This is a genomic window from Variovorax sp. ZS18.2.2 (genome assembly GCF_024701975.1).
In the GTDB taxonomy this organism is placed as follows: Bacteria; Pseudomonadota; Gammaproteobacteria; order Burkholderiales; family Burkholderiaceae_C; genus Variovorax.
The window spans coordinates 26,007-39,578 of record NZ_JANLNM010000014.1; the positions used below are offsets into that span (position 1 = coordinate 26,007).

Below are 13,572 nucleotides of genomic sequence, written 5' to 3' on the forward strand. Positions count from 1 at the left end.
TGCCATCACGCGCCGACCAGCCGCAGCAGCAAGGCGTGCAGCTGTGCCGCTTCCTTGTCGTTGAGTGCCGACTGAATCGCGCGGTCGGAACTGGTGGCCGCGCGCACCAGCCGCGTGAGCAACTTTCTGCCCGCGGGTGTCACGTCGACGAGGTAGGCACGGCGGTTGTTGGCGTCGTGCCCGCGCTCGACCGCATCGATCTTCTCGAGTTCGTCGATCAACAGCACCATCGTCGTGCGGTCGAGCGCAAGCGCACTGCCGATCGCAGTTTGCGACTGCGGGCCACGCTCGGCCAGATAGCACAGTACGGTGTAGTGCTTGGCGTTGATGCCGTGGGTCGTGAGCCGCGCGCGAAAGTCGTCGCGTGCCACGGCGGCGGCCCTCCCGAGCAGGAAACCGGTGGATTGCATCAGCACGGGCGGCATATCGAGAGGATTCACGCTCGTCCTTCAGGAAACGGCAGGCGTCGTGGGTTCGTTCGATTGGCTGCATACAGCGGGTTTGCCGCGGTTGCGACCGACACTTTTCATCTTTATTATCAGCATCGCTGACGATATAGACAAGATGACATTCCTTCCCCCTCCCATCGAAGTCGACACGCGCCTGTCGATGGACATTGGTGCGGGTGCCGGCGCATAGCGCGTCCCCGCATCAATCGGGCCGCACCATGTCGCTGCACGTTGCCGATGTCAGCAAGCGCTTCGGGCTGACGCAGGCACTCGACGCGGTCACGCTCGACATTCCGGCAGGTTGCGTCACGGCATTGATCGGCGAGAACGGTGCCGGCAAATCGACCCTCATCAAGATACTGACAGGCGCCTATGCAGCCGACAGCGGTGCCCTGCGCTGGAGCGGCCGGCCCCTGAACCTGCGCGGCCCGCTTGACGCGCGTGCGGCGGGCATCGCGGTGCTGCACCAGGAGCCGCAACTGGTTGATTCGCTCGACGGCGTCGAGAACCTCTTCATGGGCCGCAGCGATTTCGGCCACTGCGCCGGCATCCTCTCGCGCCCCGCGCTGCGCCGCCGTGCGCAAGCGGTGCTCGATCGCCTTGGCTTTGCACTGCCGCTTGATCGGATGGTGCGCGACATGTCGCCGGCGCAGCGCACGCTGCTCGCGCTCACACGGTGCCTGCTCGAGACGCCAGTGCTGCTGATTCTCGACGAACCCACGGCTTCGCTGACGGCCGTCGAAGCCGCGTGGCTGGCGCGCGCGGTGGAGGGAGTGCGTGCCAAGGGCACTGCCGTGGTGTTCGTGTCGCACCGGCTCGACGAGGTGCTGGCGATGGCAGACCGCGTGGTCGTGATGCGCAACGGCCGCGTGGTGACGGCGCTTGACTGCGCGGGCCAGACCCACGATTCGCTGATAGCGCTAATGTCGGGTCCGCAGGCTGCCGCGTGCCACGGCGCCGAGCCGCGGCACGCAGGTGGCTTCGGCGCCTGCCGCCTGGCGGTCGATGCGCTCGCCACGCGCGATGGTCGCGTGCGCGGCGTTTCGCTGCGGGCTCACGCGGGCGAGATCGTTGGCCTCTATGGGCTTGCAGGTGCAGGCCGCACCGAACTGCTCGAAGCCATCTACGGCGCGCGCACGCTCGCCGGCGGCATGGTCGAGGTCGATGGCCAAGTACAGCGGCGCATGTCGCCGTCCGCGTCACTGCGTGCTGGCATGTGCCTCATCCCTGAAGACCGCAAGCGCCATGCGTTGATGCCGCAGCGCTCGCTGTTGCACAACTTGAGCTTGTCGCACATCGGCCGCTTTGCGCGCGCCGGCCTCGTGAGCACGCGGCGCGAGCGCGCGGCCGGTGATGCCGCCGTGGCGCGCCACCAGATCCGCGCCACCAACCTCGAACAGCCAATCGGCGAACTCTCGGGCGGCAACCAGCAGAAGGCAGTGTTCGCGCGGGCCATTGGCATCGCGCCCGGCGTGCTGCTGTGCGACGAGCCCACGCAGGCGGTCGACGTGCTGACGCGGCGCGCGATCCACGGGCTGATCCGCGAACACGCCGCGCGCGGCGGCACTGCGCTGGTCGTGACCTCCGACCTCGACGAACTGGTGGGCCTGGCCGACCGCGTGCTCGTGATGCGCGAAGGCCGCATCGCGCAGGCGTTCGATACGGCGCCTTTTTCCACAGCATCGATCCTCCACGCCTGCTTTGCCGCGAACCGCGCGGCGCCCGGAGCCACTTCGCCATGACCCCCTCGACGACTTCCGCCGCGGCGACACGGGGCGCGCTGCAGCGCCGCCTGCGCGCCTACAGCGCGCTGATTGCGCTCGCGGCGATCTGCATCGTGTTCGGCGTCCTGAGTCCCGACGGCTTCGCCACCCTCGGCAACGCGGCGAACGTGCTGCGGCAGATTTCGTTCCTGGTGCTGGTTGCGGTTGGCGCCACCTTCGTGATGTCGGTGTCGGAGTACGACCTGTCGGTGGGCGCAACCGCCAGCCTGGGCGGCGTGCTGGCCGCCAAGCTGGCGGTAGCCGGCGTGGGCGTGCCCGCGCAGCTGGCGATCACGCTGGCGGCCGGTTTCGGGGTCGGCGTGTTCAACGGGCTGGTGGTCACGCGCTTTCGGGTGTTGTCGTTCATCACGACGCTGGCCACGGGCACGCTGATCGGCGGCGCGATCTTCTGGATCACCGACGGCGCCACGGTGTTCGAGAACATCCCCGATGCCTTCGGCGTGCTGGGCCGCGGCGAATGGTTGTCGCTGTCGTATCCGGCGTGGATCATGCTGGCCACTGCGGCCGGGGCCGCCTTTACGATGCGTCAGACGGTGTTCGGCCGCCAGCTGCAGGCCATCGGCGGCAACACCCAGGCCGCCTTCCTGGCCGGCATCCACGTGGCACGCTACAAGACGCTGGCCTTCGGCCTATGCGCGGCGCTCTCGGCGCTGGCAGGCCTGTTGCTGGCCTCGCGCCTCGGCTCAGCGCAGCCAACGGGCGGCAATGCTTTGTTCCTGCCGGCCTATGCCGCGGTGTTCCTCGGCGTTGCAGCGAGCCGCGAGGGCGTGCCCAACGTGGGCGGTGCGCTGGTGGGCGCCGCAATCCTCGGCGTCCTGGCCAACGGGCTCACGATCCTCAACAGCCCGACGTACCTGCAGGACATGCTGACCGGCGCAATCGTGATCGGCGCGGTCATCTTCCAGCAGATTGGACGCGAGCGCTGAAGAACAGCACGACTCGCCGCCTTCCCACCACCCTTTGAGGAGTCGTCTCATGAAACGCCACAGTCTCGACCGCAGAAACCTCGCCTTGCGCCTCGGCGCGGTGCCGCTCGCCATGCTGGGCGCCGCATGGTCGCTTCCAGGCTTCACCGCGCAAGAAGGCAAGCGACTGGCGATCATCACGCCCTACCAGTCGTCGCCCACCACCACCGAGATGATCAAGTCGGTGGTGGCCTATGGCGCTACGCAGGGCTGGAAGACCAACGTCGTCGACACGCGCGGCGACATGGGCCAGATGGTGGCGCGCTTTGAGGACGCGGTGTCGTCGAAGGTCGATGCCATCGTCGTCGTGAGCATCGACGCAGCGCGCATCAAGGCCCAGGTGAAGGCGGCGCAGGCCGCGAAGATCGCGGTGTTCGGCTGTGATTCCACCTACGTGACCGGCATGACCGCCACCGCGGTAAGCGACGACGCGGCCATGTCGCGCCTCATCACCAACCGACTGTTCGAGGCCATGGGCGACCAGGGCAACGTGGTGGTGTTCACGCACCGGCCGCATCCGGGTGTGCTGCTGCGCACCAACGAGTTCTTCGACTTGCTCAAGCAGCACCCGAAGATCAAGCTGCTGACCGAGAAGCACGTGGACGTACCCGGCCCGATCGAGAGCGCGCGCAAGTCGATGGAAAGCCTGTTGCTCGCCAACCCGCAGAAAGGCTCGATCGTCGGCGTGTGGACCGCCTTCGACGACGCGGCCATCGGTGCCACGCAGGCCATCATGGCGGCCGGACGCAACGAGATCGTGGTGACCGGCGTCGACGGTGCCACGCAGGCGGTCGACCTGATCCGCAAGAAGTCGCCGCTGGTCGCGACCGTCAAGCAGGACTTCGTGGAAATGGGGCGGCGCGTCGGCGAGCAGATCACGCGCAGCTTTAACGGCCAGCCGGCCACGGCGACCCGCATCGATGTGCCGGCCAAGCTCTTGACGGCGGCTAACCTGTCTTGAATCTGCGGCCCCGGCCGGCGCCTCGCATCCGCCCTGCCTACCAATTCTGGTAGTTACGCTACACAGGCCAAGCCTGTGCAATGCGCCGACGTCTGTCACAAGGGAGAGGCGCCGTGGAAATTCTTGCAGGTAGGGCCGATGCGCTGGCACCGGGGCTGATGAGCGGGCTTGCGCGCTACCGCCACCGCGTGTTCGTCGAGAAGCTGGGCTGGAATCTCGCTTGCCCCGACGGCGCCGAACTCGACCAGTTCGATCGTGCCGACACCCTTTACCTGGTCGCTCGCCGGGACGACGGCGAACTGGTGGGCACCGCACGGCTGCTGCCGACGCATCGCCCTTATCTGCTCGGCGATGTGTTCCCACAGCTCATGGGTGCCTCGCCGCTGCCGAACACGCCCGACGTGTGGGAGCTCTCGCGCTTTGCGGCGGTTGACTTCGATGCCAGAGCCGCCGGCCCACTGAGCCAGTTCTCGTCGGTGATCACGATCGACCTGCTGCGCAAGGCGCTGTCGCTGGCAGCGCGCAAGGGCGTGCGGCGGCTGATCTCGGTTTCGCCACTGGGCGTGGAGCGGCTGCTGCGCACCGCCGGTTTTCGCGCGCGGCGCGCGGGGCCGCCGCTGGTGATCAACGGACAGTCGATCTTCGCGTGCTGGATTGAGGTGCAGGGCCAGCCATTGAACGATTGATCGCGCCACGGTGCGCCGCGCTCAGGTCTTGCCGCGTACCATTCCCAGTGCGATGCCACCGAGAATCAGCGCCATCGCACCGAGCAGCGTGGCGCCGACGGTTTCGCCCAGTGCCAATGCCGAACACACGATGCCGATCACAGGTACGCCCAGCAGGCCGAGCGAGGTGGTGGTCGCGGGCAAGGCGCGGTTGACCATGGTCACGGCCCAGTAGGCCAACGCAATGCCGAACAGGCCGCCGTAAAGCAGCAGCGCACCGAGTTCGAAACTCCATGCGATGCGTGGCACGCCCTCCAGGGCCCAGGCCATCGGCAGCAGCAGGAGGCTGGCGAGTAACGCCTGCCAGAACACGAGTTCGAAAGGCGGCGTCACCCACTTGTGGGCGCGTACGTAGAGGATGCTCGCAGCCCAGCAGAGCGCGGCCAGTAACACAATTGCGTTGCCGATCACCGCGCGCCGGTCGTGCCAGTCGAAGGTCAATGGATTGAAGATCAGCAACAACCCCACAAGACCGACGGCGATACCGAGCAACCGCCAGCGCGTGGGCGTCTCGCCCAACAACAGCCAGGCGCCTGGCACCACCCACAGCGGCGTGGTGTAGGCCAGCACCACCGAACGCCCAGCGCTCACGTGCTGCAGCCCGATGCTGCACAGCACGGAGAAGACCGTCATGTGCAGCACGCCGACGCTCAGGATCACCGGGACGTCCGCGCGCCGCGGCAACACCAGCCGCCGGCTCAAGAGGCAGAGCACCAGCAGCGCCAGCGCACCTAATGTGGAGCGCAGCGCAACGGTCCACACCGGCGGCAGGTAGGCGAGCGTGGCTTTCCCGATCGGCCAGTTGATGCCCCAGGCGAGCGCGACAGCCGCCAACAGCCAGAGCGCTTGGCGCGGGCGCATCGGCGCGGCGGCGATGAGGGCCACAGGGTTGGGGGGGCTGTGGAGTGCTGTTTTCATTGGACCTCGACAGTCTGGGTTCTAGTTTTTGCAGAGACTCGAGGATTCGCCCGCTGTTTTCCTGGCACGTTCATAGTCCGCGAGCATGGCCGCGCCCGCCGGGCCGGCCTGAGTCTTCCAGTTTTCGATCACGCTGCCGCCGGCCTCCTGCAGCTCGCGGCGGATCTCCGGCGCGGCCACGGCATGGACGATCACGCCGTTGGACGCCATCGCGCGGCGGTTAGCCTGGGCTCGATCACGCATGACGTCCCACAGAGCGGTCTCAGTGTCGGCCGCCGCCCGGTCCACCGCAGACTTCAGCGCCTGCGGCAGCTTGTCGTAGGCCGTCTTGTTGACGACTGTGAAGGACAGGGGCGCCGCGTAATTCAGATCGGTGAAGTGCGGCAGGTGCTCCCACAGCCGCCGGCCCGCGCCGCCGTCGCCTGAGGACATCACGGCCGTGATGTCGCCGCTCTTGATACGCGGCATCGCCTCACCGAAGGGAACGTTGACTGCGTAGACACCAAGCGAGCCCATCAGCGCCGCTGAGGTCGCGTCGTAGGTGCGCACGCGCAACCGCTTCAGATCGCTCATCGTATCAACAGCCCAGGCAGACCAAAGACCAGTGGCTGGCCACGGTGTGGAGTACAGCAGGTGCACGCCCTTGGCCTCGAAGGCGCTCGCATAGGTCTGGCGCGTCACGCTCTGCAGGCAGCGGGTATCAGTGGCCGACGAAGTTACGAAGGGCAACGACACCAGATTGAACACCGGCTCGACTTCACCGAGTGGCCCACCGTGGACATCTCCCACCTGGACTTCGCCCGCGGTCACGGCCCCCAGCATCGCGATTGCGCCGAGCGGATGGTCGTAGTGGGGCTTGATCTGCAGCGCGCCCTTCGAATGCTCGGCCAAGCGCTTACCGAAGGTGTCGAGGCCGACGCCGGGCATGGTGGTTGCAGGGTATTCGGAGCCCGCGACCCAAGTGACACCGTCACTGCCGCCGCCGGAATTGCCAGCGCTGTTCGCAGGTTGGGCGCCCGCCATCGAGGTCACGAGCATAGAGGTCATCATCAGGAGAGAACTATTCACCGAGCCACCTTGGATCAAAGAAAGAATAGACGCCCCGGGATGAGTCGCGGGAAGCGCCTCAACTGTCACAACAGCGGCGAGAGAACCTCCGCCAGTGTAGACGCCATGGCAGGCTGGCCCAGTCCCAGGTGGGTGCAGGCCAGCTCGACGGTGATCGGATCGCTCGACAGCAGGAGTGACCAGTCGAAAGATTCTCCCACCATTTGCAGCCCCGGCATGGGCACCGTCGCGCGCACGTAGAGCATTTGCACATCAATGGGCTGGGGCACGTAGCGCCGCCCGATCGAGATGCAGTTTCGAACCAGGCGGGCCAGCCTTTGCGCATGCGCGAGATTGAACTCGGCCGGCACCGCGCGCTCGAACTGCGCGACGCGTACCAGGTCTTCGAGCGTCGCGATCTCCCCGCGCACGTCGCGATGCGGCGATGCGGGGTCGAGCAACTGATTGGCGAGTGCCTTCACCGCCGCCGCGTCGCCGGGCGGGCCATGGTCTTGCGAGGGCACCGGTGTATCGAGCAACGCAAGTAGTGAAATCTCCTCGCCCTCGCTTTCTAGCTGGGCTGCAAGCTCGTAGGCGACCAGCCCACCAAAGGACCAGCCCAACACCCGGTACGGCCCATGTGGCTGGACGGCGCGAATCGCGCTCTTGTAGCGCGATGCCATCGCCTCGACCGAACTCGCGAGGGTCTCGCCGGCTTCCAGCCCGGAGGCCTGGATGCCGAAGACCGGAACGTCGACAGGCAGGCGATCGGCCAGCGCCTTGTAGCGAAACGCGGTGCCGCCCACAGGGTGGACGCAATACAGCGGCGGTACACCTTCGCCCTGCTTCAATGTCACGAGCGGTTCGTAATGCGGATCGACTTGCGGCGCGCGCAGCCTTGCGGCCAGCGCCTCGATGGTCGGATGCTCGAACAGCGTGCGGACCGGCAGTTGCGTGCCGAATGCTCGATTGACTTGCTGCACCACGCTGGAGGCGGCTAGCGAAGTGCCTCCACTCAGGAAGAAGTCGCTGCGCCGGCCGATGGCCGGCGCAGCGAGCACCGCGCCCCAGATGCGCTTCAGTATGACTTCGACGTTGTCGCCGCTGGCCGGGTCGACATAGTCGTCTTCCTCTTCCTCCTTCACCGCGATGTTGGAGGGCTTCGGCAGGCCTTGCCGACTTACCTTGCCGTTCGGCTCTACCGGCAGGGCATCCATCACCATGATGCGCGACGGCACCATGTAGTGCGGCAAGTGGCGCCGCAGATGGGTTAGCAGCTCGGGCACCAGCGACGAGCTCGCCTTGTCGCTAGCGACATAACCCACCAGCCGGCTTTGAGCGTTGGCCTCCCAGACCGTCGCGACGGCCTGGCGCACATCGCCATGTCGCATCAGCGTCGCCTCGATCTCGCCGATCTCAATGCGATAGCCGTTGAGCTTGACCTGATGGTCGATGCGGCCGAGGAACTCGAGGCTGCCGTCGTCGAGCCAGCGGCCCAGATCGCCGGTGCGATAGATGCGCTCGCCGGTCGATGCAAGGCCGTCGACAAACTTTTCGGCCGTCAGCTCCGGCCGATTCAGGTAGCCGCGCGCCAGTTGAACGCCGCCAATGCAGATTTCCCCGGTGGCATCGCCTTCGACCCGGTGGAAATTCTTGTCGAGGATGTAGATGCGCACGTTCGAAATCGGTGAACCAATCGGCACGATCCCATCGTCGCGCGCCGTCGCATGCCAGCACGTCACGCCGATGGAGGCCTCGGTCGGTCCGTAGACGTTGTGCAGTGGGGCGTCGCTCTGCTGCATGAAGGCCTCGACGGTGCGCGGAAACAGCGTCTCACCGCCGCAGAACGCATGGCGCAGCGAGCGAAAACCGCGTACCCCCCCCGTGTCCAGGAAGCGCTGGAGCATCGAGGGCAGGAAGTGGCTGATGGTGATGCATTCGCGCTCGATCAGTCTCGCCATATAAGGCGGATCGAGATGCCCGTCGGGTTTGGCAAGAACCGCGCAGGCGCCACTTATCAGCGGCAGAAACATCTCCCAGATCGAGACGTCGAAGCTCGCGGGCGTCTTCTGCAGCACCCGGTCGGTGGCTGCGACGTCGAAGGTTTCGCGCATCCAGCACAACCGATTCATGATGCCGGCATGCGTGCACATCACTCCTTTGGGCATGCCGGTGGAGCCCGAGGTATAGATGACGTAGGCGAGGCTCGGCGGATTCTCTCCGGCATCAGGCATGGCCGCAGCATTGCTGTCTTCGTCGATTCCGTCGCTTTCGTCGCAACCGATCAACAGCGCGCGAGCCTTGCTGCGCGGCAGGTCGGGCAACAGTGCGGCATCCGTGATGGCGATCTCCGCGCCTGAATCCTCGAGCATGTAGGCGAGTCTCTCGATCGGATAGGACACGTCGAGCGGCAGATAGGCGCCGCCGGCCTTGAGGATGGCGAGCACGGCGACGATGAAGTCGATCGAGCGGTTCAGGTAGACCGCCGCAATGCGCGGGGCGCAGGAGTCGGATGTGTCAAGCGCGCCGATGCGGCGCGCAAGCGCGTCCGCGCGCCGTTCGAGTTCGCCATAGCGGATGGTGCCGTGCGGGTCCTGCACGGCCACGGCATCGGGTGTCTCAGCGACTTGTCGCGCGAAGGCGCCGTGCAGGGTCTGCGGCTGCATGCGTCCGTCCGCCCGCGCTAGCGCGCGATCTCCTGCCGGTCCAGCAGACCTGATAGCCATTCGGACGACTCGTTTAGGATTTCTGCGGTGAAGCCGTGGCCGATGCCGGGGCGCTCGCGATAGTCGATCTCGACCCCGAATTTTTTCAGTCGGTCGCGTGTCGCACGCGCCATCGGCAAAGGCACGATGGGGTTGTCTATGCCGTGGTATTCGAGCAGCTTCATGCCAGCCAACGCCTTGCGTGAGTCCTCCGAGGGAACCACCCGCGACAGCGCGCGCCCGTTGATGTTCACGAGCCCCTGGATCAGTCTCGGCTTCGACAGCAGCACCGACAACGCCATCGTGCCGCCCTGGCTGTGCCCGAGGATGTACATCGCGCTGGGCGCGCGTTCCACAGCCAGCGCATCGAGGTAGGCCAGCAGTGTTTTCAGGCTGTGCGTCTCCTCGTCCTCGCTGACGATCGGCCCGTCCGGCGTGCGTTCGAAGTAGAACCACCTGTGGGCGCCCGGCCCTATTCGCAGCGGCGCGCGCGGAGCGACAACCGCAAAGCGCGGATCGAACAGTGCCTCGTGCCTGAACAGATGTTGTTCATAGGAAGCGAATCCATGCAGCAACACGAGCAGCGGCACGTTTGTCTGGCGACCAAGCGAAGACTCGCGCGCGACCTGCAGGAGGGAGTCGTCGGCCGACATCAGTGCTCTCTTGCGAGTGTTTCGCGCTTGCCGAAGCTGGCGCCAAGGAAGCGCACGAAATCGCCCACGGTATGGAACTTGGCGTTGAATACCTCGCTGTCGTCGAAGCTCAGCCCGAAGCGCTCCTCGAGCGCGACGAAGGCATGCAGGAATGTGACCGAGGAGATGCCGAGGCCTCCGGCAGCGAGCGGCGTCTCGTCGGAGACATCCGCAGGCTGCGGCGAGTCGACTTTTCTGCCCAGACAGAGCGCTTCGATGGCGGCAGTGCGGATTTCGAACTCGGTCATGAAAGCTCCTGGGCCACGGCTTGGGATTCGTCGATGTCAGGCAACAGCGAGCGCGAACGCTGGATTTCTTCTTCGCTGACTTCCACGTTCTCCATGCTGCCGTCGAGGTATTCGGCATAGGCGGCGAGATCGAACATTCCATGGCCGCTGAGGCAAAACAGGATGGTCGGGGAACGCCCTTCCTCGCGCGCTCGGATTGCTTCCTGGATTGCGCCATGCACCGCATGCGCGGACTCGGGCGCAGGAAGAATGCCTTCCAGCTGTGAGAACAGCACGGCGCTTTCGAACACATCGCGCTGCGCGTAGGCCACCGCGTCGATCTGCTTGTGGTGATAGAGCGCGCTGATGAGCTTCGAACAGGCGTGGTAGCGCAAGCCGCCTGCATGCATGCCCGCAGGCTTGAACTGGTGCCCCAGCGTGTACATTTTCTGCAGCGGCGTCACGCCGGAACCGTCGGTGTAGTCGTAGCGATAGACGCCGCGCGTCAATTTGGGACAGGCCTGCGGCTCGACGCTGACGCAGCGCACATTCCGCTCGCCGCGCAGGCGCTCTCCGAGGAACGGAAAAGCGATGCCGCCGAAGTTGCTGCCTGCACCCAGCGAAGCAACCACGATGTCGGGGGGGTGCCCGAGCTCGAGCAGTTGCTGGCGCGCCTCGATGCCGATCACCGTGGAATGCAAGATCGAGTAGTTCTCGCCGCTGCCGACGCTGAGTTGCGAGCCCTCGTTGGCGTGGGCGTCCTCAAGCGCCTCGGTCACAGCGAAGGCGATGTTGCCGGAGTCCATGCCGCTGGCCGCAAGCCGGCTGCCGAAGTGGGTCTGGGTACTCGGGCTCGACAGCACGTTGGCGCCATAGAGTTGCATGATCGTACGGCGGTAGGGCTTGGCGCGATAGCTACTCCCCACCATGTAGACACGGCAGTCCATACCGAAGGCACGGCAGCCGATGGCCAGCGCGGTGCCCCACTGGCCGGCGCCAGTGCCGGTCGTGAGTCGCGTCGCACCGGCTGCCTTGTAGTAGTGGGCCTGTGCGATGGCGGTACTGAGCTTGTGGCTGCCGCTCGCGTTGCCGCCCTCGTACTTGAAGTAGATGCGTGCGGTGGTGCCCAGGTGCGCCTCGAGGTGCAGTGCGCGCTTTAGCGGCGTGGTGCGCCAGGCACGGTAGTGGTCGAGTACCTCGTCAGGGATCGGGATGTCGCGCTGTCGCGTGGTGTTCTGCCGTACCAGCGACAGCGGGATCTGCATCTTCATCCCCGACTGCGTGGCCTCCTCGCTGCGCGGCGGTTGGATGTCGGGCGGCAACTCGAACGGCAGGTCGCCGATGATGTTGTACCAGTGGGTCGGAAGACCCTTCGCATCGACGCGGAAGCTCATTGGCGGCACTCCATGTGGGTTGTCCGTTGCGTAGCGGCGTTACGGTGTCCACGCGGACATTGGCGTGGATGCCATCAAGGTCCGCACTGCGCGAAACCCGATGCCGGCACCCGGCCAAGATACGGCAAGAGTGCGATCTGCCCACCTGCCAATAGTGGTAGTTACGCGGAGTGCGACGGTAGCGATAGAACTGGACCCACGCTCTCACCAGATAAAGGAAACACATGCCGACGCGCACATGGGCCCTGGCGTTCGCCAACGACTGGTGCGACGCGTGGAATCGCCGCGACCTCGACGCGGTGATGGCTCACTATGCCGACGAGGTAGAACTCAACTCACCGCTGGTCGTGCGCCGCTGGGGCATCGAAAGTGGCTGGCTGCGTGGCAAGGATCGACTGCGCGAGAATTTCGCGCGCGGCATGCAGACGCCAGGTCTGCATTTCACTTTCGTCAACGTGCTGCTCGGAGCGCAATCGCTTTGCGTGATCTACCAGCGCGAGACCGGCGCACTCGTGACCGATCTGATTGAACTCGACGCCAGTGATCTTGCCGTGCGGGTAGTCGCCTGCCACGAGAACGGGGTACCTGCGCCCCAACAGCAGCCGACCTTGGCCGCCAGTGAGGGCACGTCGGTCGGTCGCGAATAAGCGCATTCGGCAGCCCTAGCACACGCTCGAAATCTCGGCGCGAGGCTTCGCGGCAGACCGCCTCTGCTAGTTCGGTTACGTGGGTGCCTGCACGCCTCACTTGAGCATCAGGAAGCGTTCGCAAGCCGTGACACTCGTCGATCACCGCCTTGCCCACGGAGGCGACATGGGAGACGGTAAAAAAGCCCTAAGATGACAAGTTGCTGGCTGGCTGGCTGTGCTTGTTCTGCCACAAAAGTAATTGATCCTGTCGCAAAATTCGCACTACGCATTCGCCTGATAGGAGCGAGCTGCGGGTTGACGAAACGTATCGAACTTGGGGAGTTTTATCTTTATTAGCGGGCATTGCCCCGTTCTCGTGATTGACCATGTTTTCTGTTTTTACTCAAGTGAAGCATTCGGCCATCGGCAAATCTGAAAACCGCGTCCGTCTTGGCGAATTTGAAATCGCTTTCAGCGACGAAGTGTTGGTCATCGAAAGCCGTAACCTGACGCACGTGTCGTCTCGCATCACGCCGAAGAAAACACGCATCGTGGTCCGCGACGACGACCTGCTGATCGACTTTTGGGAAGAGAGGGGCGGTGCCATCAGCATCGGAGCGACCAGCGACGAGTTGATCACCGCGCAGGTGTACTTTCGCGATCACGGCTTCGCGGTGTGATCTAGCTGGTGTAGCAATAGGTTCTGGTCAAGAAGCAGCTCAATGCTGCAATCGTGGTTCCACCGAATAAGTCGAACACCTCGAAAGACTTCGGTAAGCCAGGAGCGCTGCAATGCAGTGTCAAGGCATTCGACGAGATGGGGTAGAGCGACCAAGAAGAAAACCTCGGTCTTCTGGTATCTCTCGTTCATGCTCGGAAAGGACTCGTCCGAAGAAGCGCTCGCGCAAGCCGTGGCGTATCTATAGAGAAACGCGGCATCATGGCGATTCATGGCGACAAGGTGACTCACCACTCCAGCAAACCGCCGCGCGAAAAAGCTCCGACGGGTCGGTCAAGATGTGCGTTGGACGCGCGACTACGGCCCCGATCGCACCAGCAGGTGCGAAAACGGGAAG

The 13,572-nt window shown here is 65.0% G+C and carries 13 protein-coding genes; 6 read left to right on the forward strand and 7 right to left on the reverse strand.

The window, feature by feature from the left end; all coding sequences use genetic code 11:
• Positions 1-5: 5 nt before the first annotated feature.
• Entirely contained in the window at positions 6-440 is a 435-nt protein-coding gene (locus NU688_RS32290) for a MarR family winged helix-turn-helix transcriptional regulator (protein ID WP_257865010.1), read from the reverse strand.
• 227 nt (positions 441-667) lie between these two features.
• Here NU688_RS32290 and NU688_RS32295 point away from each other — a divergent pair, with 227 nt between their 5' ends.
• The 4 genes from NU688_RS32295 to NU688_RS32310 all read left to right on the forward strand — a co-directional run bounded on the left by NU688_RS32295 (position 668) and on the right by NU688_RS32310 (position 4,845).
• Positions 668-2,191: a sugar ABC transporter ATP-binding protein gene (locus NU688_RS32295; RefSeq protein ID WP_257865011.1), complete on the forward strand. Its 1,524-nt coding sequence runs from the start codon at positions 668-670 to the stop codon at positions 2,189-2,191.
• Entirely contained in the window at positions 2,188-3,159 is a 972-nt protein-coding gene (locus NU688_RS32300; protein ID WP_257865012.1) for an ABC transporter permease, read from the forward strand. The genes NU688_RS32295 and NU688_RS32300 overlap by 4 nt, the downstream gene beginning before the upstream one ends.
• A gap of 49 nt (positions 3,160-3,208) precedes the next feature.
• The gene (locus tag NU688_RS32305) at positions 3,209-4,159 is read left to right on the forward strand and encodes a substrate-binding domain-containing protein (RefSeq protein WP_257865013.1); all 951 of its coding nucleotides are present in this window, start codon (positions 3,209-3,211) and stop codon (positions 4,157-4,159) included.
• A 113-nt stretch (positions 4,160-4,272) separates the two neighbouring features.
• Complete coding sequence (locus NU688_RS32310; protein WP_257865014.1) at positions 4,273-4,845, forward strand: acyl-homoserine-lactone synthase; 573 nt, start codon at positions 4,273-4,275, stop codon at positions 4,843-4,845.
• 21 nt (positions 4,846-4,866) lie between these two features.
• On the opposite strand, the gene NU688_RS32315 is transcribed toward NU688_RS32310, so the two are convergent.
• The 6 genes from NU688_RS32315 to NU688_RS32340 form a co-directional block, all read right to left on the reverse strand.
• Entirely contained in the window at positions 4,867-5,802 is a 936-nt protein-coding gene (locus NU688_RS32315) for a DMT family transporter (protein ID WP_257865015.1), read from the reverse strand.
• A gap of 21 nt (positions 5,803-5,823) precedes the next feature.
• Positions 5,824-6,849 carry a TRAP transporter substrate-binding protein gene (locus NU688_RS32320; protein ID WP_257865016.1) on the reverse strand — a complete coding sequence of 342 codons (1,026 nt, stop codon included), beginning with the start codon at positions 6,847-6,849 and terminating at the stop codon, positions 5,824-5,826.
• An 86-nt stretch (positions 6,850-6,935) separates the two neighbouring features.
• Complete coding sequence (locus NU688_RS32325; protein ID WP_257865017.1) at positions 6,936-9,515, reverse strand: amino acid adenylation domain-containing protein; 2,580 nt, start codon at positions 9,513-9,515, stop codon at positions 6,936-6,938.
• A 17-nt stretch (positions 9,516-9,532) separates the two neighbouring features.
• On the reverse strand, positions 9,533-10,207 hold the full coding sequence (locus NU688_RS32330) for an alpha/beta hydrolase (protein ID WP_257865018.1): 675 nt from the start codon (positions 10,205-10,207) through the stop codon (positions 9,533-9,535).
• Entirely contained in the window at positions 10,207-10,494 is a 288-nt protein-coding gene (locus tag NU688_RS32335) for an acyl carrier protein (RefSeq protein ID WP_257865019.1), read from the reverse strand. The genes NU688_RS32330 and NU688_RS32335 overlap by 1 nt, the downstream gene beginning before the upstream one ends.
• Complete coding sequence (locus NU688_RS32340; RefSeq protein WP_257865020.1) at positions 10,491-11,867, reverse strand: TrpB-like pyridoxal phosphate-dependent enzyme; 1,377 nt, start codon at positions 11,865-11,867, stop codon at positions 10,491-10,493. The genes NU688_RS32335 and NU688_RS32340 overlap by 4 nt, the downstream gene beginning before the upstream one ends.
• Positions 11,868-12,091: 224 nt before the next feature.
• Between NU688_RS32340 and NU688_RS32345 the strand changes: the two genes are divergently transcribed.
• Positions 12,092-12,514: a nuclear transport factor 2 family protein gene (locus NU688_RS32345; protein ID WP_257865022.1), complete on the forward strand. Its 423-nt coding sequence runs from the start codon at positions 12,092-12,094 to the stop codon at positions 12,512-12,514.
• A 368-nt stretch (positions 12,515-12,882) separates the two neighbouring features.
• Positions 12,883-13,176 (forward strand): hypothetical protein, encoded by a 294-nt coding sequence (locus NU688_RS32350; protein ID WP_257865024.1) that lies wholly within the window; start codon positions 12,883-12,885, stop codon positions 13,174-13,176.
• Positions 13,177-13,572: the final 396 nt, after the last annotated feature.